23 protein-coding genes are annotated in these 23,106 nt (G+C 48.0%); 16 read left to right on the top strand and 7 right to left on the bottom strand.

What is annotated here, in order from left to right; translation table 11 throughout:
- The first annotated feature begins 162 nt into the window (after positions 1–162).
- Entirely contained in the window at positions 163–978 is an 816-nt protein-coding gene (locus ACQKPA_RS08505; RefSeq protein WP_427491232.1) for an NAD(P)H-binding protein, read from the top strand.
- A gap of 92 nt (positions 979–1,070) precedes the next feature.
- Here the strand turns inward: ACQKPA_RS08505 and ACQKPA_RS08500 are convergent, their stop codons facing one another.
- Complete coding sequence (locus ACQKPA_RS08500) at positions 1,071–1,949, bottom strand: helix-turn-helix domain-containing protein (RefSeq protein WP_427491231.1); 879 nt, start codon at positions 1,947–1,949, stop codon at positions 1,071–1,073.
- A gap of 197 nt (positions 1,950–2,146) precedes the next feature.
- On the opposite strand from ACQKPA_RS08500, the gene ACQKPA_RS08495 reads away from it, so the two are divergent.
- The 5 genes from ACQKPA_RS08495 (at position 2,147) to ACQKPA_RS08475 (ending at position 8,299) form a co-directional block, all read left to right on the top strand.
- Positions 2,147–4,834 (top strand): family 78 glycoside hydrolase catalytic domain, encoded by a 2,688-nt coding sequence (locus tag ACQKPA_RS08495; protein ID WP_427491229.1) that lies wholly within the window; start codon positions 2,147–2,149, stop codon positions 4,832–4,834.
- Positions 4,835–4,968: 134 nt separating this feature from the next.
- Positions 4,969–5,391, top strand: a complete 423-nt coding sequence (locus ACQKPA_RS08490) for a cell wall hydrolase (protein ID WP_216531154.1) — start codon at positions 4,969–4,971, stop codon at positions 5,389–5,391.
- An 88-nt stretch (positions 5,392–5,479) separates the two neighbouring features.
- On the top strand, positions 5,480–5,878 hold the full coding sequence (gene gerQ / locus ACQKPA_RS08485) for a spore coat protein GerQ (RefSeq protein WP_427491716.1): 399 nt from the start codon (positions 5,480–5,482) through the stop codon (positions 5,876–5,878).
- Between the two features lie 441 nt (positions 5,879–6,319).
- Entirely contained in the window at positions 6,320–7,639 is a 1,320-nt protein-coding gene (locus ACQKPA_RS08480) for a hemolysin family protein (protein ID WP_427491227.1), read from the top strand.
- 159 nt (positions 7,640–7,798) lie between these two features.
- Positions 7,799–8,299: a hypothetical protein gene (locus ACQKPA_RS08475; protein ID WP_427491226.1), complete on the top strand. Its 501-nt coding sequence runs from the start codon at positions 7,799–7,801 to the stop codon at positions 8,297–8,299.
- 223 nt (positions 8,300–8,522) lie between these two features.
- On the opposite strand, the gene ACQKPA_RS08470 is transcribed toward ACQKPA_RS08475, so the two are convergent.
- The 4 genes from ACQKPA_RS08470 to ACQKPA_RS08455 form a co-directional block, all read right to left on the bottom strand.
- Positions 8,523–9,335, bottom strand: coding sequence for a DUF4367 domain-containing protein (locus ACQKPA_RS08470; RefSeq protein ID WP_427491224.1), 813 nt, complete (start codon positions 9,333–9,335; stop codon positions 8,523–8,525).
- Positions 9,313–9,903, bottom strand: a complete 591-nt coding sequence (locus ACQKPA_RS08465; RefSeq protein ID WP_427491222.1) for an RNA polymerase sigma factor — start codon at positions 9,901–9,903, stop codon at positions 9,313–9,315. Before ACQKPA_RS08465 ends, ACQKPA_RS08470 begins: the two co-directional genes overlap by 23 nt.
- Positions 9,904–10,304: 401 nt before the next feature.
- Positions 10,305–11,534: an aminopeptidase gene (locus ACQKPA_RS08460; RefSeq protein ID WP_427491220.1), complete on the bottom strand. Its 1,230-nt coding sequence runs from the start codon at positions 11,532–11,534 to the stop codon at positions 10,305–10,307.
- 167 nt (positions 11,535–11,701) lie between these two features.
- A complete protein-coding gene (locus ACQKPA_RS08455) occupies positions 11,702–12,934 on the bottom strand; it encodes an aminopeptidase (RefSeq protein ID WP_427491218.1) in 1,233 nt (410 codons plus the stop codon).
- A 143-nt stretch (positions 12,935–13,077) separates the two neighbouring features.
- Here ACQKPA_RS08455 and ACQKPA_RS08450 point away from each other — a divergent pair, with 143 nt between their 5' ends.
- Positions 13,078–13,353, top strand: coding sequence for a hypothetical protein (locus ACQKPA_RS08450; protein WP_427491216.1), 276 nt, complete (start codon positions 13,078–13,080; stop codon positions 13,351–13,353).
- A 142-nt stretch (positions 13,354–13,495) separates the two neighbouring features.
- Here ACQKPA_RS08450 and ACQKPA_RS08445 read toward each other — a convergent pair whose 3' ends face one another.
- Entirely contained in the window at positions 13,496–14,848 is a 1,353-nt protein-coding gene (locus ACQKPA_RS08445) for a TrkH family potassium uptake protein (protein ID WP_427491214.1), read from the bottom strand.
- A gap of 77 nt (positions 14,849–14,925) precedes the next feature.
- Between ACQKPA_RS08445 and ACQKPA_RS08440 the strand changes: the two genes are divergently transcribed.
- From ACQKPA_RS08440 to ACQKPA_RS08410, 7 genes are all read left to right on the top strand, one after another.
- Complete coding sequence (locus ACQKPA_RS08440; RefSeq protein ID WP_427491212.1) at positions 14,926–15,843, top strand: DMT family transporter; 918 nt, start codon at positions 14,926–14,928, stop codon at positions 15,841–15,843.
- Between the two features lie 113 nt (positions 15,844–15,956).
- Positions 15,957–17,093 (top strand): alcohol dehydrogenase catalytic domain-containing protein, encoded by a 1,137-nt coding sequence (locus tag ACQKPA_RS08435; protein WP_427491210.1) that lies wholly within the window; start codon positions 15,957–15,959, stop codon positions 17,091–17,093.
- A gap of 162 nt (positions 17,094–17,255) precedes the next feature.
- Positions 17,256–17,990 (top strand): AzlC family ABC transporter permease, encoded by a 735-nt coding sequence (locus ACQKPA_RS08430; RefSeq protein ID WP_427491208.1) that lies wholly within the window; start codon positions 17,256–17,258, stop codon positions 17,988–17,990.
- Positions 17,981–18,307, top strand: coding sequence for an AzlD domain-containing protein (locus tag ACQKPA_RS08425; RefSeq protein ID WP_427491206.1), 327 nt, complete (start codon positions 17,981–17,983; stop codon positions 18,305–18,307). The genes ACQKPA_RS08430 and ACQKPA_RS08425 overlap by 10 nt, the downstream gene beginning before the upstream one ends.
- 302 nt (positions 18,308–18,609) lie before the next feature.
- Complete coding sequence (locus ACQKPA_RS08420; RefSeq protein WP_427491204.1) at positions 18,610–19,323, top strand: glycosyltransferase; 714 nt, start codon at positions 18,610–18,612, stop codon at positions 19,321–19,323.
- A gap of 11 nt (positions 19,324–19,334) precedes the next feature.
- Positions 19,335–20,564, top strand: a complete 1,230-nt coding sequence (locus ACQKPA_RS08415) for a glycosyltransferase family 4 protein (protein ID WP_427491203.1) — start codon at positions 19,335–19,337, stop codon at positions 20,562–20,564.
- Between the two features lie 16 nt (positions 20,565–20,580).
- On the top strand, positions 20,581–20,745 hold the full coding sequence (locus tag ACQKPA_RS08410; protein WP_427491202.1) for a hypothetical protein: 165 nt from the start codon (positions 20,581–20,583) through the stop codon (positions 20,743–20,745).
- A 97-nt stretch (positions 20,746–20,842) separates the two neighbouring features.
- Here ACQKPA_RS08410 and ACQKPA_RS08405 read toward each other — a convergent pair whose 3' ends face one another.
- Entirely contained in the window at positions 20,843–21,469 is a 627-nt protein-coding gene (locus tag ACQKPA_RS08405; RefSeq protein WP_427491200.1) for a DUF1796 family putative cysteine peptidase, read from the bottom strand.
- Between the two features lie 188 nt (positions 21,470–21,657).
- Here ACQKPA_RS08405 and ACQKPA_RS08400 point away from each other — a divergent pair, with 188 nt between their 5' ends.
- Both ACQKPA_RS08400 and ACQKPA_RS08395 read left to right on the top strand, forming a co-directional pair.
- Positions 21,658–21,993, top strand: coding sequence for a hypothetical protein (locus ACQKPA_RS08400; protein WP_427491198.1), 336 nt, complete (start codon positions 21,658–21,660; stop codon positions 21,991–21,993).
- A 15-nt stretch (positions 21,994–22,008) separates the two neighbouring features.
- Positions 22,009–23,076 carry a glycosyltransferase family 4 protein gene (locus ACQKPA_RS08395; RefSeq protein ID WP_427491196.1) on the top strand — a complete coding sequence of 356 codons (1,068 nt, stop codon included), beginning with the start codon at positions 22,009–22,011 and terminating at the stop codon, positions 23,074–23,076.
- The last annotated feature ends 30 nt before the right edge of the window (positions 23,077–23,106 follow it).

Below are 23,106 nucleotides of genomic sequence, written 5' to 3'. Positions count from 1 at the left end.
GTCGTAGTGACAGGTCTTATCTTCGGATAAGGCCTTTTTTGTATGCCTGGTTTAGACCAGCGCTGGACGTAACTGGCATGGAATTACGTTTTAATAGAACTACAAAGGAAGCAGGAAGTACACCGCTGTAGGTTTGTAATTGATAAAAAGGAGGAATGAACAATGACAATATTAGTTACAGGTGCGACAGGAAAAGTCGGGCGTCACGTTGTAAATGAACTGCTTAAGACTGGACATCGCGTCAGGGCGCTCAGCCGATATCCGGCATCAGCCACATTACCTGCTGGCGTAGAAGTGGTTGCCGGTGATCTGAGTAACCCCGACACGCTGATTCCAGCACTTCGGGGTGTGACCGGCCTCCATTTAATCACGACAGGAGCAGGCTACGTCCCGCTTACGACAGGGGAGGAGATTATTCGAATCGCAGAGGCTGCCGGAGTAAGGCGCGTCAGCGTATTGTGGGACGGAAAGAAAGGGACGGTGGAAGAAGCACTGGAATCGAGTAATCTGGAATGGACACAGCTGCAGCCGGTAGATTACATGTCCAATGCTATGAACTGGAGAGAATCGATCCGAACGGAGGGTGTTGTACGCGATATGTTTGGTGATTCGTTGAATGCCTCGATCCATGAGCGGGATATCGGACGGGTGGCTGCAGCGGTCCTGTCGGAGAACGTCCATGCGGGCAAAATTTATCCCCTAACCGGTCCCGAGGCGCTAACGGTTCCTGACAAGGTGCAGATTCTTAGTCACTTTATCGGTAAAGATGTAAAGTTTATTCAGTTAACCGAAGAGCAGGAGCGTAGACGAATGGCCGAACTTGGGGTGGATGAGGGCGTCATCGATTACGTCATCAACTGGTACAAGAATCCACCTATCGAAGCATACACCGTCAATCAAACGGTTGAACAGATAACAGGATATCCTGCAAGAACATTTGCCGAGTGGGCAGAAGAGCACGCCAGATACTTCAAATAAGAAATGGAAATGATGGAGTATATTCAAAAAGCATGATGATCGAGTATTCAGGATCATCATGCTTTCGTTATGTGCTGGGGAGTCCTTGTCGTTTATGAATGATGCTGAACATCGCTCCGGTATTGACCAGGCGTGAGCCCTGTATTTCGCTTAAACACCGAGTGGAAAGAATGCATGTCCTTATAACCGACCTTCTCGGCAATCGTACTGATTTTGTCCGGGGTGGTGCGCAGCAGCTCGCGGCTCATTCGAATCCGTACGGTCTGCAGATAATGATGCCAGCTCTGGCCTGTATACCGGCGGAACAGCCGCTGCAAATGGCGTTCGCTGAATCCGCTGATTTGTGCGAGTTGCGTCAAAGTGAGCTCATGCATATACTGCCCTTCAACATATTGAAGGACATCCTGAAAGGAATGGTGCTGCGGCACCGAAGGCATCGTATGGGGATGTTCAATGACACGGCTGAATTCAATGATCAGCTGTAGCAGCAGCGTGTGCAGATAAACGGCAGAACCGCTGCCGGGCATGGCGTTTTGTTCATAGAGGGAGCCAAAGAGCCTCTCGAAGCGATCATGTCGGTCCATAATCGCGTGGTACCCAAGAGATCCATCTTCCATGCGTTTCAAAAAGGCTGCCGTATCCGAACCTGTTGTAAAAGCAATCAGTTTGGGCAGCAGCTGTACAGAGAATATGCAATTGTTCACGATGAGTGGTTTACCGTTTGCAGAAGTGGGCCGGAATACATGAGATATTCCGAGTGGGATATAGAACATTTGACCTTTGCGAACGCGCTGTACCGAGTTCTCCAGGTGATGAAAACCTTCACCCTCCGCAATATAAGCAATCTCCAGAAAATCATGGTTATGGTATGAGCCTGTAAAATTCTCCGCGTTTCGATTCACATACATCAAGGTGTCTTCCTGGAAAAAGGTATCTCCATAATAGGTTTCCATGGGTCGTTTCATCATCATTCTCCTTATCGATAATAGGTGGAAGAATGTCCGTTGTGCCTCATATTATTGTCCGATATCCCCATAATTCCGCGTTCAGGTTCACTTATAATAATAGTTGAAATGGGCATGGTTAGGGAAGCGAACATCCCGGGTTCCGGCCTATAAAACTAGATTGTTGGGATAACTCTTAACGAAGGTGAACGGAGGAATGGCCTATGTTCAGCGTAACGGATGTACGATGTGAGTATCAGCATAATCCGATAGGAATCGGCGAGAAGCACCCGCGGTTAAGTTGGAAGTTGGCCTCGGACGAAAGGGCAGTCAGGCAAACGGCCTATGAGATTGAGGTTTCGCATGATGATAACTTTGAGGTGCCCTTTTGGACTTCAGGGAAAGTGGCTTCTTCGCAATCGGTTCATGTGGAATTAAACGAATGGAGTGTATCGTCTTGTAAGCGCTATACTTATCGAGTCCGCGTCTGGAATCAAGCCGGGGAGGTATCGGAATGGTCGGATGCAGCCTATTGGGAGACGGGTAAGCTGCAGGGAGAGAAATGGATAGGGGAATGGATTTCGGCACCTAAGTCTTTGCTGCCTGCCGACTCTGCACAGCTACCGCTGCTTCGCAAAAGCTTCAGCTTAAAGTCGCCCATTGCAAAGGCAAGAATATACGCCTCCGCCTTAGGCCTTTATGAACTGGAACTGAACGGGCAGCGGGTGGGAGATTGTTATTTCACACCTGGTTGGACGAGTTACGAACATGCGATTCAGACGCAAAGTTATGACGTGACGGACATGCTGAACGCTGGCCTAAACGCAATCGGCGCTTGGCTCGGTAATGGATGGTACAGGGGTCAATTGGGATGGGAGGAACGGAGTGCGATCTATGGGGATCGATTAGCCCTTTTGCTGGAGCTGCATATTACGTATGCGGACGGGAGCGAAGAAGTCATTGCAACCGATTCAAGCTGGCAGTCGGCCAAAGGCCCGATCATGATGTCGGAACTCTATCATGGTGAAACCTACGATGCCCGGTTGGAGCTGGAAGGCTTCAGCTCAGGAGATTTTAACTCAAATGATTGGCATGGTGTCGAAACGATCGATCACGGGTTTGACATGCTGAAGCCTCAGATTAACGAGCCCGTAAGAGCCATCCAAAAGGTGCAGCCCGTTGAATGTCTGATTACACCCAAAGGTGAAACCGTCATCGATTTCGGACAGAACTTGGTGGGCTGGGTCCGGTTTAGCGTGTCCGGCGCGAAGGGCGCTATCGTGACGCTGCAGCATGCGGAGATACTGGATTCCGAGGGTAACTTTTATACAGAGAATCTCCGAACCGCTAAACAAACCATTCAGTATACGTTAAAAGGTGGAGAACAAGAAACCTATGAGCCTCGGTTTACGTTCCAAGGCTTCCGGTATGTCCGCTTAGACGGTTTCACGGAGGAGCAGCTGAACCGTGGGGCTTTCGAAGCAGTTGTGCTCCATTCGGATTTTGAAGAAACCGGAACTTTTCAATGCTCAGATCCCATGGTTAATCAATTGCAGAGCAATATTCGATGGGGGCTCAAGGGGAATTTCCTGGATGTGCCGACGGATTGTCCCCAGCGTGACGAGCGGCTTGGCTGGACGGGAGATGCGCAGATGTTTATTGGGACTGCGGCCTATCTTGCCAACGTGGCTCCTTTCTTCACCAAATGGTTATCCGATCTGGCTGCAGAGCAGCGTGGCGACGGGGCAGTGCCTTTCGTTGTCCCCCATGTGCTTGGTGATGAGGCCTATGCTTCGGCCGCATGGGGAGATGCAGCGGTCATATGTCCGTGGACGGTATATGTCAGTTATGGCGACCGACGGATATTGGAGCGTCAATATGAGAGCATGAAGAGCTGGGTCTCCTACATTCAGGCTCAGGGGGAGAATGAGTATTTGTGGAATACCGGCTTTCATTTTGGTGACTGGCTGGGACTTGATGCGAAATCCGGAGATTATGTGGGTGCTACAGAGCGGGATATCATAGCGTCAGCATTTTATTGTTATTCGGTAGAACTGCTTACGAAAACGGCGATCGTATTGGGACAAGAAAAAGATGCTGCCCTGTATACGGAGCTTAAAGAAAAGGTTGTCGCTGCATTCCGCAACGAATTCGTGACCCCATCCGGTAGGCTAGCGGCTTCGACTCAGACCGCGCATGTGCTTGTGCTCATGTTTGGGCTGCTGGATGAAGATGCGGAAAAACGAGCAGCGAAACGTCTCTATTCGCTGCTGGAGGAGAGTAGATTTCATCTAACGACAGGCTTTGTGGGAACACCCTATATTAACCATGTATTAAGTCAGCACGGCATGCATGACGCGGCCTATAAGCTGCTGCTGCAGCGGGATTATCCTTCATGGCTATACCCGGTTACGAAAGGCGCTACCACGATATGGGAGCATTGGGACGGTATTAAGGAGGACGGCAGCTTCTGGAGCCGCGATATGAATTCATTTAATCATTATGCTTATGGAGCCATTGGCGAGTGGCTGTATCGTACGGTTGCCGGCATACAAACTGTAGAGGAAGCGCCGGGTTATAAACATATCGTGATTGCGCCCGTGCCGGGCGAAGGATTGACATGGGCAGAAGGTATCATCGATACGCTGTACGGAACCGTCCGATCAAGCTGGAGAATGGAACGTGGTGGAGAGTTTCAATTAGAGGTAACCATCCCGCCAAATACAACAGCGGAAATCCGGCTGCCAGGTGTTCTTAATGCATCAAGCGTTACAGAAGGAGAGGCGATACCTCTAGACCAAGCGAACGGGATTCAATCTGCACGTGATGGTGAAGCAGGTGTTGTGATTCAAGCGGGCTCAGGAGAGTATACGTTCAGATATGTTTATTCCAATCATGCTGTGATGACATGAATAGAAGCAGGGAGCTAAAGTTCCTTACCGTGGTGAGTTGCGGTAAGGAACTTTTTTTTCTCCTCATATAGTCACATTTATGGGCGAATGCACATACACATACAAAGTGATCTTAAGGAAGCGAGGGGAACTCTGTGGCAGTCATCAAAGCGAATTCGAATGATGTGGATCTTCTGGCAAGATTGATCCGCGCAGAGGCAGAAGGTGAAGGCGAGCAGGGCATGCTCATGGTCGGCAATGTCGGCGTGAACCGGATACTGTCCAACTGCTTGGATTTTCGAAACATCCGCAGCATGAATGATATGGTGTTTCAGAGCCCGGGAGGGTTTGAAGCAACACAAAAGGGCTATTTTTATCAACGGGCTAGGGATCGGGACCGACAGCTTGCCCGAAGATTGATTAATGGGGAACGCATATGGCCGGCTAGCAATGCGCTTTGGTTTTTCCGCCCGGCAGGGGATTGCCCGGCTACCTGGTACAATCAGCAGAATACAGGTCGTTTCAAAGCACACTGCTTCTTCACCCCGACATATGCCGATTGCCCGGCCGTCTATTGATTCACGTTATACAACCGCTTATGCGGGAGTTATAAATTAAAGGAGGAAATTACTTATGTACAATCAAGGTGTGCCACCTGTGAACTTCATGAATGGAGTCCGTTATCCGGGAGTGCCGAGCCGCGGGACGGCTGGTTATACGGCGAACGTTCCACCGCAGGTGCCAAGCGGAAGCCCAATGACTCCAGGAGGCGCCGTTGTTCCGGCCCCGCAATTCGAGCAATCTTACGTTGAGAATATTCTTCGATTGAATCTGGGCAAACAGGGAACCTTCTACATGACATATGAAAACAATTCGCAATGGAATGCCAAGGTGTTCACAGGTGTGGTCGAAGCTGCTGGACGCGATCATATCATTATCAGCGAACGGTCAACAGGCCGCCGTATCATCCTGCTGATGGTAAACCTGGATTATGTCGTGTTCGACGAGCCGCTTCATTATCAATATCCGGGTGTTATCGGCAATCCACCTCCAACGGCTAGATAATCGATCCGATTGCATAAAAAACCTTCGTTTACTCAGGAGTAAACGAGGGTTTTTTCTTCATGCTTTACTTGGAAATATTGAATGTTTATGCGATTTTTTCCATCCAACGCGTGCGGATTCATAGTAATCTATTAACATTTTGAATGTTTATTCATAGAATATATCAATTCATCGAAAAACGAGTGCTAACGGCTGAGAATCAAATTAAAGCCTATAACAACGCTGATTAATGTCATAAGACAACGTTTGACTGTGTATCGTAGTACTATATAATTACTTATATAGCTTGATTAAGTCGGAATAAGACAAGGAGATGAGACCATTGGGAAGTTGATGCGCAGTCCGAACACGCTGTTATGCTTGATGGCACCACACATTTTTAATAACCGAAGGAGGTGTTCCTATTCGTCATAGCATGCTGTATGGCGGGTAGGAGATCGATTGAGTGACCCCTTACCGAGTTTGATAAGTTTAACCTTGGTATTGATTCTCGTCCTGTTAAATGGATTTTTTGTATCGGCTGAATTAGCTTTTGTTAAAGTGAAAAGCAGCCGCATTGACGCTCTGGTCGAAGAAGGACATAGACGTGCAAAATTTGCGCAGAACATACTGAAGAACCTGGACGGATATATATCCGCATGCCAGTTTGGTATTACCATCGTGTCCATTGGACTCGGATGGATCGGCGAAAGAACAATATCCGCTATGATTACGCCTTGGTTTAATGGCATAGGCTGGAGCAATACAGCCGTTCATGCCGTATCCTTGGTATTAGCCTTTATCCTGATTGCACTCATGCACATTGTATTTGGGGCGTTGGCGCCCAAGACGGTGGCTGTTCGTAAGGCGGAACAAATTACGCTGCTATCAGCAGGTCCACTGCGGGTATTTTACACCATCATGTTCCCGTTTATCTGGTTTGCAAATGGGCTCTCCAATAATGTTCTCCGCCTGTTCCGGATGCAACCGGTGGTTGAACGGAATGTTCATACCGAGGAAGAACTGCGGGATATGATGAAAGAGAGCAGTGAGAGCGGCCTGATGGATAGCACGGATATGGTATTGGTAGACAACATTTTTGAATTTGCCGATACGACGGCAAGGGAGATCATGATCCCCAGAACAGAAATGATCTGCTTATACAACAATCTTTCATTGGAAGAAAATCTGAAGATCGCAAGCGAGGGAATGCGAACCCGCTATCCGATCTGTGACGAAGACAAGGATCATATCATTGGCTTTATTCACATTAAAGATCTGATGCGCGGATTCGTTCGCGACCAGCTTTCCTTGATTCGCCCGATCATTGCTGTTCCTGAGTCGATCAAGATCAGTGATCTGCTGCGAAGAATGCAGCGGAGCAAGACGCAAATTGCCATTCTTATTGATGAATACGGCGGGACTTCAGGACTCGTAACCCTGGAGGACATCATGGAAGAAATCGTCGGTGAAATTCAAGATGAGTTTGATGAAGAGCGTCCGGGCATTGAAAAGGTGGGGGAGGATGAATACTCCATTGATGGATTGATGCTGATCGATGAAATTAATGACCAATTTGGTCTGAACGTGGATACAGAAGACTATGATACGATCGGTGGATGGCTGTCCTCGCGTCTTGAGGTGCTGCTCCCACATAAAGGTCAATCTGTCATGTATGAGGATTATCGCTTTGTGATTGAGGAGACCGAGAATAAACGGATCTCGCGCATTCGTCTGATCAGGCAGCAGCAGCAGCTGATTCAGGAAGAAGCAGGTGCATAAACTGGATATTAAAAGAAGTAGCGGTATAACATGTCGCTACTTCTTTTTATTTACAAAGAAGTTTCAATAATTATATCAAACTGTGAAAAATTAGATACTTTTGTGTCGATGTCATGTGTTAAAATATGGATGTTCCTAATAAATTGAAAGAAAGGTGATATGATGTCAAAAGTACGCAGTCCTAAACGTATAGCTTCAGCGCTAGCAGTCAGTGTTCTATTAAGTTTATCTCTGGCGGGAGGGGCATACGCGGATGCATCTGCAGACATTGCACCCGGTGCGTTAACAACTCCGCCTCCAGTGGAAATGAATCTGAATTCTTCTCTCAACATGTTAGCCAATAAATACTTGCTGAATTATTTTTCATCGATAGGGAAAGTAAGCGGTACTCAAGTAGGCGTAAGCGGCACTACCAGTGCTTCTCAAACTGTAGATTCTCTGGGAATCAATTACGTTATTCAACGTTGGACAGGCTCCGCTTGGGTTGATGCGGGAGCCGCATACGATAACGGGACGAATAGAAGCTCTCTGAGCGGAAGCAAAACTTTCAATGTGCAGGCGGGTTATTATTATCGGGCTAAGACGATTCACTGGGTTAATAAGAGCGGTACATATGAAGAAGGAACTTATCATACGAACTCGATATTGGTAGAACTATAATACGAACACGGATTTATGAAGGGGTGCCCCAAAAGATCGTAGATCTTGCGGGGCATTTCCTTTTTTTGCGTCGAAAGACGCTCCGTGCCGATTCACGATAGGGAAGCTTGTTTGTGCTAGCGATCACGACTTGAACTAGGTTCCCATTAGAGCAAAAAGGTCGAAGACCAGCCCTTGAGCCTGTCTTCAACCTTTTTATGTTGCATGAATGATCATCAAAAAATTATTGTATGCTGTTTGCAATTTTTATGAATTCTTCATCTGTGAAGAAGCCGCTAATGGATACAACCACTTGATCATTATCGTATAAGAAGCGAATGTTATTCTCGGTTAAATAGGCTTCCGCTCCGGATTCAAGAACAATCGTCTTCTTGATATCCCCATCGAGATTGATCATTTTACCAAGTGTCATCCCGATAAGATCTATATGGAAAAACTTATCATCTGAATTTTTATAATGAAGATGAAGCTCGTCAAAAACTGGATTTTCATCCGTTATTAATGCTGTAGCCTCATAGAATTTGTAATCTTCCGGAAGATAATTGATTTTTGGTATTTTAAATGGTGCGCGTTTTTGCGATTCTGTCAGAGATTCATTGGTATCTGTGAAAGGAACATATTCAGTGTCCACTAATTCAGCTGAAGGTACTTGTTCTTCTGGCTCCATTCCTTGTTCCGGTGGGGGGGCAGTTAATGCTTTGCTCTTATCGACAGGCTCTTGCATGCCGAATATCTGGGTAACCACACCGTTTCCCCAATCCTTGATCTCCTGATAAACCGGTGTTACCGCTTGAGTTACAGAGGATGGAGAGAATATCAAAGCACCACAAGCCATCGATGCGGCAATGACTCCGGCTAACTGAAAAGTGCGTCGACGCTGTTTCTTTTTGTGTACCTGTTTGATTTGCTGCTGAACCTGCTGCCAGGATTGTCGTTTGGATTCAATGTCAGTAGGGAGTGAGGAACGTGATGCTGCACGATCAAAGGCTTCGTCAAAGGCCTCATCAAACCAATCATCGTATTTTTCGTTGTTCATCCAATTCACCCCACTCTCTATACAGCATTTTTTTTACGGATTCTCTGGCGCGGAACAAGCGCTGCTTCACGATCTCTTCGCGAGTATTCAGCAGCTCCGCGATTTCCTTGTACGTCAGACTATGCTTCCAACGGTACTCAATCAATAGCTTGTATTCAGGCTTCAATTGGTCGAGATAATGCTCGATGGATTCCTCCAGCATATTCGACTCCACCTGATGTTCGACGTTCGTGGAAGAAACTACCACGTCCTCTTCATTAATAAAAACACTCTCGACATCCACTTGGTTACGGTATTTTTTATTTTTTCTTAAATAATTCATCGTTGAGTTTTTGGCAACGACACGCAGCCATCCCCGCATCTTGCTTTCGGTTTCAAAATTCGGCTTACTTGTAATCACTTTTATAAAGGACTCCTGAATGATATCCTCAACAGCAGCATGATCCCGTACGACATATAGTATCTGTCCATAAACGAGGTCATAAAATTCATAATAAATTTCTTCCTGAATAGGTTCGCTCAGATCAGCGAAATCTGCTGCAAGGAGGAGCTGTAATCGGTTGGACACGCGATAATCCCCTCTCTGGTGTAACCATCCTATTTCTCTCATCATTTTACAACATATCGGGTGAAAAAGCCCTATTAATTCTAATAACAGCCGACTCTGAAGACTGTTTCCGGGAAACGGGTTGATCCTTATGAAGTCATGTGTTTGAGACGCATTAGCTTATGAGTTAATATGGCAAACTTAGATATGCGTCCATCTCTTCATCATATGCTCGGCAATCTATCGGTATTAATCGAAATAGGGTTGAAGTTGCATCGTGAAGGGAAGGGAAGGGAAGGGAAGGGGCTAGAAGGTCCATTATGAAAAAAACAGAGCAGCCTCTGATTAAAAGACTGCTCTGTTGCAGATTACCGATCTCATTGCGGATGAGCTTATCCAGCAAATACTGAAATTGTAGCGGTTTAGGCCCAATTGCCGTCGATGAATACAGGCTCCTCCTTGCCATCATGAGTGATTCCGGTAATATTAAGCTCTTTGGAGCCCATCATGAAGTCAACGTGGGTAATGCTGGTGTTCAGACCGCTTGCTTGAAGCTGTTCGGACGTCATGGTCTTGCCGCCCTCAAGGTTAAAGGCATACGCGCTGCCGATGGCCAGGTGACAGGAGGCATTTTCGTCAAACAGTGTGTTGTAATACAAGATGCCGCTTTCCGAGATCGGGGAGCGATAAGGCACAAGAGCAACCTCGCCAAGATAATGCGAGCCTTCATCCATGGAGATCAGGCGGGTTAAGGTATCTTCGCCTTGTTCCGCGGAGAAATCGACGATGCGGCCATTCTCGAACGTGATCGAGAAATTGTCGATGATGTTGCCGCCGTAGCTCAAAGGCTTCGTGCTGCGTACGGTGCCGTTCACGCCGGTTTTGAGCGGAGCGGTGAACACTTCCTCCGTCGGAATGTTGGCAACGAAACGCTCGCCTTTCTCGTTGTGGCTGCCCGCTTGGGCCCAAATATGTCCCTCCGGAAGCTCGATCGTAAGATCCGTCCCTGGTGAAGTGAAGCGAAGCTTATGATACTTCTTGGCATTGAGCTCATCCGATTTGTGCTGGAGGGTCGTGATATGCTCTTCCCATGCACCAATGGGATCTTCGAGATCCGCGCGGACCGCGTGGAATATCGCATCCCACATTTTATCCACCTGCTGCTCGGCCGGAATGTCAGGGAACACCTTGGCAGCCCAATCAGGGGAAGGATAGGCAATGCCGGTCCAGCTCATTTTATCGGCTTGCTGATATTGCCGGTATTTCGCCATGGCGGCGCCATATGTACGCTGGTAATTGGAAATACGCTCCGGATCAACGCCTTTAAGCAGGTCAGGGTTCGAGGAGAGAATGGTCAAGAAAGCAGCCCCTTGCTCGGCAAGTTCGGTTACTTCCTCCGCATAATATGTCGGCGGCTCCAGAAAAGCTTCGTCTGGTGCCAGATCGTACCGTATCCGGTTCACAACCTCATCACTATAGTTCACCTTTACTTGCTTGGCACCCGTTTCATAAGCTTTCTTCACGATAAGACGTACCAACGGTGCAGCATCGATCATCGCATTAACGACCAGCGTTTGTCCCGGCTGCACATTGGCACCCACCTTGACTGCAAGCTCCGCGTAGCGTTCCATTTTTTGTTCAAAGCTGGACATGAGAGACCCTCCATTTCCTTTATGCTATCAATAAGTAATTTGATGCGCTTTCTTGATTATCGCACAATTTTTCCGTTTGTAAATCAACCTCAGGTCAATTAAAGGCCCGAAAAGTTCAAGAAAGCAGCTACTTCATAAGAAATAGCTGCTTTATGCTGTCTCGTTTCTTAAAATGCCCAGTTTCCTTTCAAGAATACCGGTTCTTCCTTGCCATCCGCCGTCACTCCGTATATATCCATGTCGCCGGAGCCGATCATGAAATCAACATGGGTTACGCTCGTATTGAGACCGCTTTGAATCAATTGCTCCTGATTCATATCTTTTCCGCCTTCCAAGCAGAAAGCATAAGCGCTGCCGAGTGCAAGGTGGTTGGAGGCATTCTCATCAAACAACGTATTGTAATACAGGATGTTGGACTCCGAGATCGGGGATTGATGCGACACCAGCGCCACTTCTCCAAGATAACGGGCACCTTCATCCATGTTCAGGAGACGCTCAAGGGTTTCATAACCTTGCTCTGCCGTGAAGCTGACCACTTTACCTTCTTCAAAAGTAAGGGAGAAATTGTTCACGATGTTTCCGGCATAACTCAAAGGCTTCGTACTGTGTACGGTTCCGTTGACGCCTGTTTTGAGCGGAGCGGTAAATACCTCTTCTGTTGGCATGTTAGCCACAAAGGAATATCCGCGTTCGTTGATGCTATCGCCTTGCGCCCAAATATGCCCTTCCGGCAGCTCGATGGTAAGATCGGTTCCAGGTGCGATATAGTGGAGTTTCTTGTATTTTTTAGCGTTCAACACGGTGGATTTTGCTTCAAGCACTTCGAGGTGCTTGTTCCAGGCTTCAACCGGGTTATCCTGATCCACACGCACGGTGTGGAAGATGGCATCCCACAATTTGCCGACTTGTTCGGATTCCGGCACATCCGGGAACACCTTGGCTGCCCAAGCTGCTGAAGGCACAGCAATCAGACACCAGCTAAACTTGTCGGACTGCTGATAAGCGCGATAGGTCTTCAATGCTTCTCCGCGCGCCTTGTAGAAGTTTCCGATACGCTCGGAATCAATGCCGCTCAGCAGATCAGGATTTTCGGCAAGCACGTGCAGAATGGCTGCTCCGTTCTCCACCAATTCTGTCATTTCGCCGGCATACCACTTCGGCGCTTCGGTAAAGACGTCATCCGCAGCTTTTTCGAATTGAAGTCTTGTTATCGTTTCGTCGGTCCACAGGATCTTAACCAGGCGGGCACCCGCTTCGTATGCCTTTTTGGCAATCAAGCGAGTAAATTCGGCGGAATCAACAGGAGCATGAACCACTAAGGTTTGTCCTTCTTGTATGTTAACTCCAACCTTTACAGCCAACTCGGCATATTTGTCCAAGTATGTATTGAAATCGGACATTTGGTACCCTCCAATGCAATTTAATTTACCAACCCATATTATACTAGATCAAGGCGTATAAGAAAAACAATAATCAGCTGCCGGGAAAAGTGATATACTGAGTCTTGTGAGTGCTTTACAACGTAATGAAGGAGCGTGAAAACGTGTCAGAAGTCCGAATCGAGCGTGCGGATATGAAGCGGGATGATAGCGATCAGTTCGTAGGATATACCGTATTTTCTATAGATGGACATGCATCAGCCTACGAGATCACTTTCCTGAGCAAGAATGGCCGGGACTGGGACTACAGCTTGAACTTCGCTGGCGAGCCGGGAATCGAGGAGCAGTTTCTTCAGATTGACGAGCGGATTGAAGCCGACAACGAATTGTTTGATGACTTGCTGGATGCAGCCATCGATGCCAGCGAGTTCAGCGAATAATAAACGATTGTAGAAATGTATTCCAATGAAAACAAACCGTACGCCTCCCATGGAAGGGAAGTGTACGGTTTGTTTAAGATTGTATATGCTTTCAGGCAAGCTGAACACATTCGAAAATCGCAAGATATGTTCCGACTACAACTTAACCAATCGTAATTCGGCCTTCCGGATGGCGGTACAGTTCTTTATTATTCTTGCGACTGAGCGCATAAGCAAGGGTTAGCGGTCCTAACCGGCCAAGGAACATGAGCAGGGAAATGGTCACCTTGCCAACCCCGGACAGCTCGGTTGTAAGTCCCATGGATAACCCGGCAGTACCGAACGCGGATACGGCTTCGAACAGAATTCTTAAGAATTCGCCAGATTCCGTAACGGACAGAAACATGGAAGCTCCCACCAATAGCAGCAACGATAGAATCGTTAGTGTAATGGAACGGTAAACCAGGGCTTGGGAGATTCGATTACGATAGAGAACAACATCCCGTTTTCCCTGGATCATCGTAACGACGGCACCGATGAGTACGGCGAAAGTAGTCACCTTAATTCCGCCTCCCGTTGATCCGGGAGCTGCCCCGATGAACATCAGGATAATCATGAAGAACTGGGAGGATTGCTCCAGACTCGCGATATCCAAGGTGCTCACGCCACCGGAACGGGGAGTGATCGATTGGAATAGGGAAGCCATGATTTTTACTGGGTACGAGAGCGGCCCTAATGTTTTGGGATTGCCATGCTCCAGAATAAAGATCATGACAGCGCCAATTACGATTAACAGTGACGTTACGGTTAATACAATCTTGGAGTGAAGAGACAGTTTCTTGCATTTCGGGTATTCAATAAGATCAAAAATGACGATAAAGCCGATTCCTCCGAGGAAGATCAAGAACATCACGACGATATTGACAAAAGGATCCGCTACATAGGTTGCAAATCCTGAGAAGGGTCCGTGAATTTGGCCAAAGAGGTCAAAGCCTGCATTATTGAATATGGAAATACTCTGGAATATGCCGAAGTAAGCCGCATCCGAAAGCGGCATGATAGCGGAGAACCTGAGCGTCAGCAGTAATGCGCCTGCCCCTTCTATGATCAGCGTATAGACAAGCACTCTTCGAATGAGGTCTACAATCCCTTGTATTTGGTATTGTCCCATGGCTTCCTGAAGAATCATGCGCTCCCGAAGCGAGATTCTGCGGTTGAACATCAATGCAATCCAGGTGGCTGAGGTCATAAAGCCCAATCCGCCAAGCTGAACAAGCATGAGCATGACAATTTGTCCAAATATGGACCAATGAGTCCCTGTATCCACAACGGTTAAACCTGTTACACTGATGGCGGAAACCGCTGTGAAGAGAGCATCCACAATCGGGGTAGAAGTCCCGTCAGCCGTAGCAATGGGAAGCTTGAGCAGGAATGTCCCAATCAGTGTAATCGAAGCAAAGCCGATTGCCAGAAATTTGGGAGGGGTCATTTGGTTGCGAAGGTCTTTCTTTTTCATGCCAATTATCCTTTTCCGAAAGTTTAATTTTGAAATCATTCTCTAATATAACACGAAAGGTGAATCATTTAACCATCATGAATTCGAACCGAGCACCGATTCCTGTATTTATTCCTCTGTTTATCGGCATCATAGCTATTTCTTTTTCCTCGATATTCGTAAAATGGTCCAGCAGTCCCGTATCCATTCAAGCGATGTACAGACTGGTGATTACGTTCCTGATCATGCTGCCCTTCGCGGGCAAATATGCGCCGGCAATCAAATCGTTGAAGCGTTCTGAACTGCTGCTGCTTCTTCTATCCGGTTCGATGCTGGCCCTGCACTTTTTGTTATGGATGGGCTCCTTGAAGTGGACGAGCGTAGCCAGCTCCACGATTATCCTTGCCCTTCAGCCGGTGTTTGTGATGATAGGTGCTTACTTCTGGTTTAAGGAGAAAACATCGCTGGCGGCAATCGGCGGCATGGCGATCGCTTTCCTCGGCGTATTCCTCCTCATTGGGAGCAGCGGGCTCAGTGGGAGCAAGGGGCATTTGACTGGTGATATCATGTCTCTGCTGGGGACGGCTGCGGTCGCCGTCCATATGCTGCTGGGTCAATTGCTGCTGCGGCGTCTGCCTTCATTCTTATACAGCTGGCTTGTTTTTGCAGTTGCTGCGTCCGTCTTGGCGGTGTATAACGTGGGAATGAACATTCCGATGACGGGGTATTCCGGACGAGAGTGGGGGATATTCGCCTTATTGGCTATCGTGCCAACGGTATTCGGCCATCTGCTGTTCAATTGGCTGATGAAGTATGCCACAGCCTCCACCGTATCGATGAGCGTTCTTGGAGAGCCGGTTGGAGCGAGTTTACTGGCTTTTCTCTTGCTGAATGAGTCGATGAACTCTCTGCAGGCGGCTGGGGGGGCACTCGTGCTGTTAGGGCTGGTATTATTCTTGAAAGTCGGGAGATCGAAAAAGCAGCCTGTAGACCTTCAACCCGAAGCGCTGGGGTGAACTTCGCTTTATTTTTGCTATGCCGGAGTAGTTCTGATTGAAATGGCGCACACTGAACCTAAAAAGTCAAATCCTTACAAAAATGGATATCGACTCTAAAAGGGGTTTCGAGCGTGAAAGCAGTCACTTATCAAGGCAGACATCGGATTCAAGTAAAGGATATGAAGGACGCCGTTCTTCGGCACAGCGACGATGTCCTGATCCGAGTCACCACCACGGCCATCTGCGGATCGGATTTGCATTTATACAACGGTGGATTAAAACAGCTGAACGATGATTACATTATCGGCCATGAGCCGATGGGAATCGTGGTGGATGCAGGTCCTGAAGTAAGCAGGGTCAAGGTGGGTGACCGTGTGATTATTCCTTTTATTGTATCTTGCGGAAAATGCCTGTTTTGTCAGAACCACATGGAGAGCCAATGCGACTATGCGAATGAGGCCAAGAATACCGGCGGTTTTTTAGGATATAGTGACGCGTACGGCGGTTTTCAAGGTGCGCAAGCAGAGCTTTTGCGGGTTCCTTACGGAAATTCCATGCCCTTTGTTGTACCTGAGGACGCCGAGATGGAAGATGAGAAGCTGCTCATGCTCTCCGATGCGCTGCCCACAGCCATCTGGAGCGTGGAGAACGGAGGGGTTAAACCTGGCGATGTCGTGGTTGTCCTGGGGTGCGGTCCCATTGGGCTGCTAACGCAAAAGTTTGCCTGGCTGAAAGGCGCGAAACGGGTGATTGCAATCGATCATGTGGATTACAGGCTGGCGCATGCGAAAAGGACCAATCACGTGGAAACTTACAATTTTGAGAAGATCAAACCGATTGAAGATTACATCAGAGAACTCACAAAAGGCGGCGCAGATGTTGTTATCGATTGTGTAGGCCTCGATGCCAAGCGGACCGGATTGGAAATGCTGGGCAGCGTACTGAGGGTTCAGGGCGGTTCTTTAGGAGCTTTCCGCATGGCCGTTAACATGGTTCGCAAATACGGGACCATCCAGCTAACCGGCATATACGGGCTGGTGTATAATGCATTTCCGCTTGGAGAGCTGTTCGAACGCAATATTACGTTAAAAATGGGGCTTGCCCCCGTTATTCATTACATGCCGCACCTTTATCAAATGTTGAAAGAAGGGACTGTGGACCCTTCGGATATCATCACACACCGGCTTCCGATGGAGAAAGCTGCCCATGGCTACGATATCTTCAATGAGCGGAAGGATGGCTGTATCAAAGTCATCTTAAAGCCTTAAGCAGCTAAATAAACCGAATGAAAAAGCGTACCTGGCGAATGAGCAGCATTCCTGGGGCGCTTTTTTTGATGGGAAAATGGTGTAACAGCGTTGACAAGGGAGCAGGAAGAATTCATAGTAATTAAAAATAGAATTGTAGAGTGAGAGAGGAATCGAAGACAGATGAGCATCAAGACAGAACGGCTCCCCGCTAGTATGGAGGGGAACCAGGGAAACACCTACCTTCAAGGCTTCAAAGATTGTATTCCAACCCTCCTGGGCTACCTAAGCATCGGTTTTGCGGCAGGAGTTGTCGAGCGGACCGCAGGTTTCACCCTGCTCGAAATCGCGCTCATTTCGCTGCTGCTCTATGCGGGCTCCGGGCAATTTATTGCGGCAGGGATGATAGCGGCTGCTAGTCCGATCCTATCGATCATAGTTACGATATTTTTCGTGAATGCCAGGCATCTGCTGTTAAGCGCTGCGCTTGCTCCTTACTTTAAAGGTCTTTCTTCGGGAAAAAGCTTCTTCATCGGTTCTTTGTTAACCGACGAGACGTTTGGTGTAGCGGCAGCCAAGGCCACCGAGCAGAAAAAACTCGGCTATCAATGGATGGTCGGCCTGAATATTACGGCGTATTTGTTCTGGTGCGCAGCCAATGTAGCAGGCGGTTTAGTCGGGGAGTGGATTCCCGAGCCGGAGAAGTTTGGCCTTGATTTTGCATTGCCGGGGATGTTTATCGGATTGCTTGCTCTGCAATGGATCAGCCGGAAGAAGTATAAACTTGATTTCATGGTGGTTATGATTGCCGCCGTTTCAGTGGTAGCTGTCAGTACAATTATGCCGGGAAGCGCGGCGGTCATAGTCGCGATTATGGTTGCGGCTACTGCAGGGATGGTGATCGAACGATGGAAATAAGATGGCATATCGCTATGTTGATTATCGGTTGTGCTATCGTAACCCTCATTCCAAGGGTTCTGCCGCTTATGATTCTGAGCAAGCTCCGCATTCCCGAAACGATGATCCGGTGGTTAGATCATGTCCCGATTGCCGTCATGGGAGCGCTGCTAGCCCAAGAGCTGCTGTTATCGGATGGACGTTTAGATCCAGGGGGGCATTTACTAGAATTGATTGCAGCCGTGCCCGCTTTCCTGACCGCTTTTCTCACAAAAAGCCTGTTTGCCACCGTTATTGTCGGGATCCTGACTTTGGTGGGGCTCCGCTTGTTATTCTAATTAAATATCGCATGGTTTCGCAAGCTGTTCTCCTAGCTGACAAGCGGGAGGACAGCTTATTTTATGTGGTAGACAGCCCTCTCAGTATGCTGGACCATGCACCGTGTGTGCAGGGGGGAGGTCGCACGATGTACAAGAAGCTGTACCTATCGTTCATCCTATATAAGCCGTCTGCCTGTTATTTGGTCAAATGTCAGGGGACAGGGGTCCCTTTCGGAATGCGAGTGCACTGCATATGGTGTACTAACCCATGATATGTATTGAGATCATATATCCAGTTAGGCAGAAGGAGGAGACAGGGGATGATGCCGACGGTTACGATAGTCATACCTTTCTATAACTGCCAGTATATACAGCAAGCATTGGAAAGTGCGGTACAACAAACGTACCCTGCCGTAGAAATCATTGTTGTAGATGATGGGTCAACGCAATATTCACATCTGATCGCACCCTACATGAATAGAGTCTACTATATGGGCAAGAGTAACGGCGGAACGGCCAGCGCCTTGAATCATGGCATTCTGCACGCTTCCGGTGACTATATTGCCTGGCTCAGTTCGGATGATCGTTTTGTCCCCCAAAAGATTGAGCGGCAGATGTCGTATATGCTGAGCAGCGGACTCGATGTCACGTATACCGGTTTTTGCGTCATTGATGAGCACAACCGGGTGACAACGCCGTACGAAGGGATTCCCATGGCGTCTCATGCAGATTTGGCCCGTCAGCTCACGTATTCCAATCCGATTAATGGCTGCACGGTCATTATGAAGAAAGACTGGCTTCACCGGGTAGGTCTATTTAATCCACAGCTTCCTTACACTCATGATTTCGATCTTTGGATTCGGCTGTTAATGGGGGGGGCTTCTTTCGGATTCATACCGGATATGCTTACGATGTATCGGGTGCATTCCCAAATGGGCACTATCCGTCATCAAGCGACGATTGTTCGGGAATACGAGATGGTGAAAAATAACTACCGCCACGTACTTGAGCATTTGGCTCAGCATGGCCGATAATGGGGGATACCATGAAAATTCTGCTTGCTACTCACTGGTTAATTCCTCATGTTGGCGGAGTATGGAACTTCATGCAGCAGCTCAAGCACCGTTTGGAACAGCTAGGTCATGAAGTGGATATGCTCGGAAACAGTCCGGATTACAGAAAAATCCATATTGTCAATCGAAGGTTGGAACTGGCCAAAGAAGCTTTGCTGCCCATGCTGGAGTCGAAGCTTACCATGGAGGCGGCTCCAAGCATGAATCAAAACTTTACGATTCGTCATTATGAGCTCGAGCGCTATTGCATGGAGCTGGCGGCAGCCTATTTTGGGCTGGAACATTATGATATCATCCATACGCAGGACAGCTTCTCTACCCGTTCTTTAAGCAGGGTGAAGCCAAAGCGTACGCCGCTGGTAGCTCATGTCCACGGATCGGTTGCACGTGAAATGAAGGATCATTTCCGTAATAACCCGTCAAAAGGCATTGATGAAAGAAGTTCTGCCTGGCGTTATTTTCCTGCTCTTGAATATCACGCGGCGATGTCTTCGGATCTTACCATTACAGCAAACCATTGGTCCAAAAATATATTGATGACTGATTGCGGAGTGCCCGACCATCGGATTACGGTGTTTCAATACGGTCTGGACGCTATGGCTTTTCAAGAAAAGTATAACGCAGGCACGTCGCTCCGGCGGCCACCCGGGAAAAAGGTCATCATCTGCCCCGCAAGGCTGGTTTACGTCAAAGGAATCCATGTGCTGCTCGATTCGCTCGCAATCCTCAAGCGGATGCGAAACGACTGGGTTTGCTGGATCGTAGGCGAAGGCAATATGCGGGGACAGCTGGAGGAGCAGACCGTTAGGACCTCGCTCCAGCATGACGTGTTCTTCCTAGGGGAAAACAACAATGTACCGGGCTTGCTCAGCCAGGCTGACATCTTTGTCCACACGTGCATTCAAGATAACCAGCCGTTCTCGGTCATGGAAGCCCAAATGGCAGGTCTGCCGAGCGTCGTATCGACTGCCGGGGGATTGCCCGAGATGGTGACCCACGGTTATACGGGATTATTAGCCCCGGTAGGAGATCCCGTAAGCACGGCCCAGCATTTGAGCGTGCTTCTCGAACAGGAGAATTACCGAACGTTTTTAGGTCAGAATGCCAAGACATTCGCTAGTAATCAGTGGTCTATGGATCTTATGGTTGAACGTATGTTGAACGTATATCACGGCGCCATAGCCCAGAGATCCTCCATTTAAAAAGAGAGGTGAGCCTATGAATCAGCAAGCTTTTTCCGTGATGAGCGATTTGTACAACCGAATCTTCGTAAATCAGACAACAAACCCGGAGCTTCTGGTTGATTATACGGTATGGAATCGAATAATGCAGTCGCTTCCCAAAGATTATAAGCTGCCCGACGAACCGGTAACATACATTTAAGTCCCTATGAAAAATGGCAGGCCAAGATTTTCATCTTGGCCTGCCATTTTTTATTGCTTGAAGCGATAATGACGATACATAATTCATTTTCATTCGGTTAGATCAAATACATGCCTTGAAACAAAAAGGTCCATCGAAAGCGGTTGCTTATCCAGATATCGATATTGGGCATTTTCACGGCGCAGACATGTTCTATGTTCCAATCCATCATTTCAATCTCCTTGACGGGTTCATGATTAACGGCTAGCACATGAAAAGGTCCTTTGCACAGCTGCTTCAGGGAATCGACCAGTTCCTGTATATCCTCGCGGCTGGAATCGGTCCGAATAAAGAGGATACGCCCGCCGCTCTCCAATGTCTGCAGAAATCTGGCGATTCTGCGATCGTATTTGGCTTTAATGTCAGGGTAAGCTGGCAGATGGGGGGGGAAATTGTTATGCACATAAAAATCATGATTGAGGTAAAGATCGTATTCTTGGTCCCAGATATTGTACAGCTCATCGTTCGCCTGATTAACCATGAGCAAATTGGAATATACCAGCATGCCTTGAAACCGGTTGCGAAGCATTCTTGAAATTTGAGGCAGCACCGGAGTGCCCATCCAATCGATCGGTCCGGCAAATTTGCGCAGCCCGTGTTCTCTTAACTCAATGCCTGGCAAACAGTTGTTTCCCAAACTGAATATCGCATGGTAGGGGCCTTTGATATCCTGGAGGCTCAACATCCCTTGTCACCGATCCTTTCTTTAGATGTGTTCACAATATATTAAATGCGAATCTGAAAGAATTGGCTTGGACCAGGGATCAAGTAACTCACAAATGGATGATCGTCACTATGGATATGCCCTTACACGCGAAGAGGTAGTTACATAACCTGATATTAATGATGCTGCCATAGCCAGGAGGGAATGAAATGTCCATCTTTCGTTTAGATGCAGTGGAGTACGGTAATATTGATGCGCGGTATATCCAATCCGTGGACCTTACGATTACGAATGCGGGGCCTGATGTATTCGATGTCCTCATACATGGATATCATCCCCAGGGGGTGTACTATGTTGGCCTTGTCCATGTCGGGGTCGGTTCCACGGTGTTCGTGCCCAATATCACGAATCAACATATTGCGTTCAGCCTGCTGCTCGTAACCAATATTAATTATTCGCACTCCACATTGGTTACCGTGCATGCCAAGAACGAAGGACAGCTTGTAGCCGTCTACTCACATTCTGATTTTCAAATCATCGAATAACGGGAGGGGTACGACATGAAGGTGCTGTTCGTCTACTATGTGCCGAGCGGGGGGGTCGAAACATTAAACAGACAGCGTTGCCGTGCGCTTCGTCTTGCCGGAATCGAGGCCCATTGCCTGTATTACGCCTGGGGTTCGGGCATGCAGAATGCAGCCGACTTTCCGATCTACGTAACCCGCAATGATATCGAGATTAAACATATCCTGGATTCGAATTCGTTTGACGTCATCGTCGTGACGACGGATCACGCTAGTTTTCCGCGGTTTCGCATGCTCGGTTTCAAAGGGAAATTTGTGTTGGAGATTCAAGGCTATGGGCCAAAGAGCGTTGCCCATGCTCAGCTCGCAAAGGCAGCGCCGTATGTGAACGAATATGCTGACGCGCTGCTGAATCCCAATACCCCTCATATTGCAGCTCTATTTCAGCAGTTGTATCCTCATAAGCCGCAGTTTCATTTCAATAATTGCTTTGACACCCAGCGGTTCACGTACAGTCAATATCCGAGTCCTCCAAGTCCGGTCATGGCATGGCTTGGACGTATCGAGGATAATAAGAATTGGCGCGAATTTCTTCATATCGGTCATGCGCTTAAAGAGCATGTTCCTGATCTGCAAATGTGGATGTTCGAGGATCCTCAGCTCAGCCAGCCGGCGGAAAGGGAACAATTCCTGTCACTTATTCATGAATTGGGGCTGTCGGATCGTTTAACCCTTCGATCCAACGTGCCGAATGCAGAGATGCCTTACTACTATTCGGTTATTGGTGATTCCGGCGGGTTTCTGTGCTGCACCTCCAAGGTAGAAGGAGCGCCTTATGCGGTTCTTGAGGCGATGAGCTGTCGCTGCCCGGTGCTGACAACCGATTCGGATGGAGTCTCCACCTCGGTGTATCACAATTCCACAGGCAAGTTCTACGTGCTCGGGGATGTACAGCATGCCGTGTCCGAAGCGCTTGAACTGATGAGGGATTCGGATCTGCGTGAACAGATTCGCTGCAATGCGATGAGACATGTCCAGCACAATTTCAATCCGCATATCTACGCGATGAATTTTGCCGGCCTGCTTCAATCGATAGGTTTGTAATTCCAGTGATCCGAAATTTCAGAACGAATA

This window comes from Paenibacillus sp. NPDC093718, assembly GCF_050279985.1.
GTDB lineage: Bacteria > Bacillota > Bacilli > Paenibacillales > Paenibacillaceae > Paenibacillus_AQ.
Note: the sequence above shows the minus strand (reverse complement) of the source record. Positions and strands in the feature narration are given on the sequence as shown.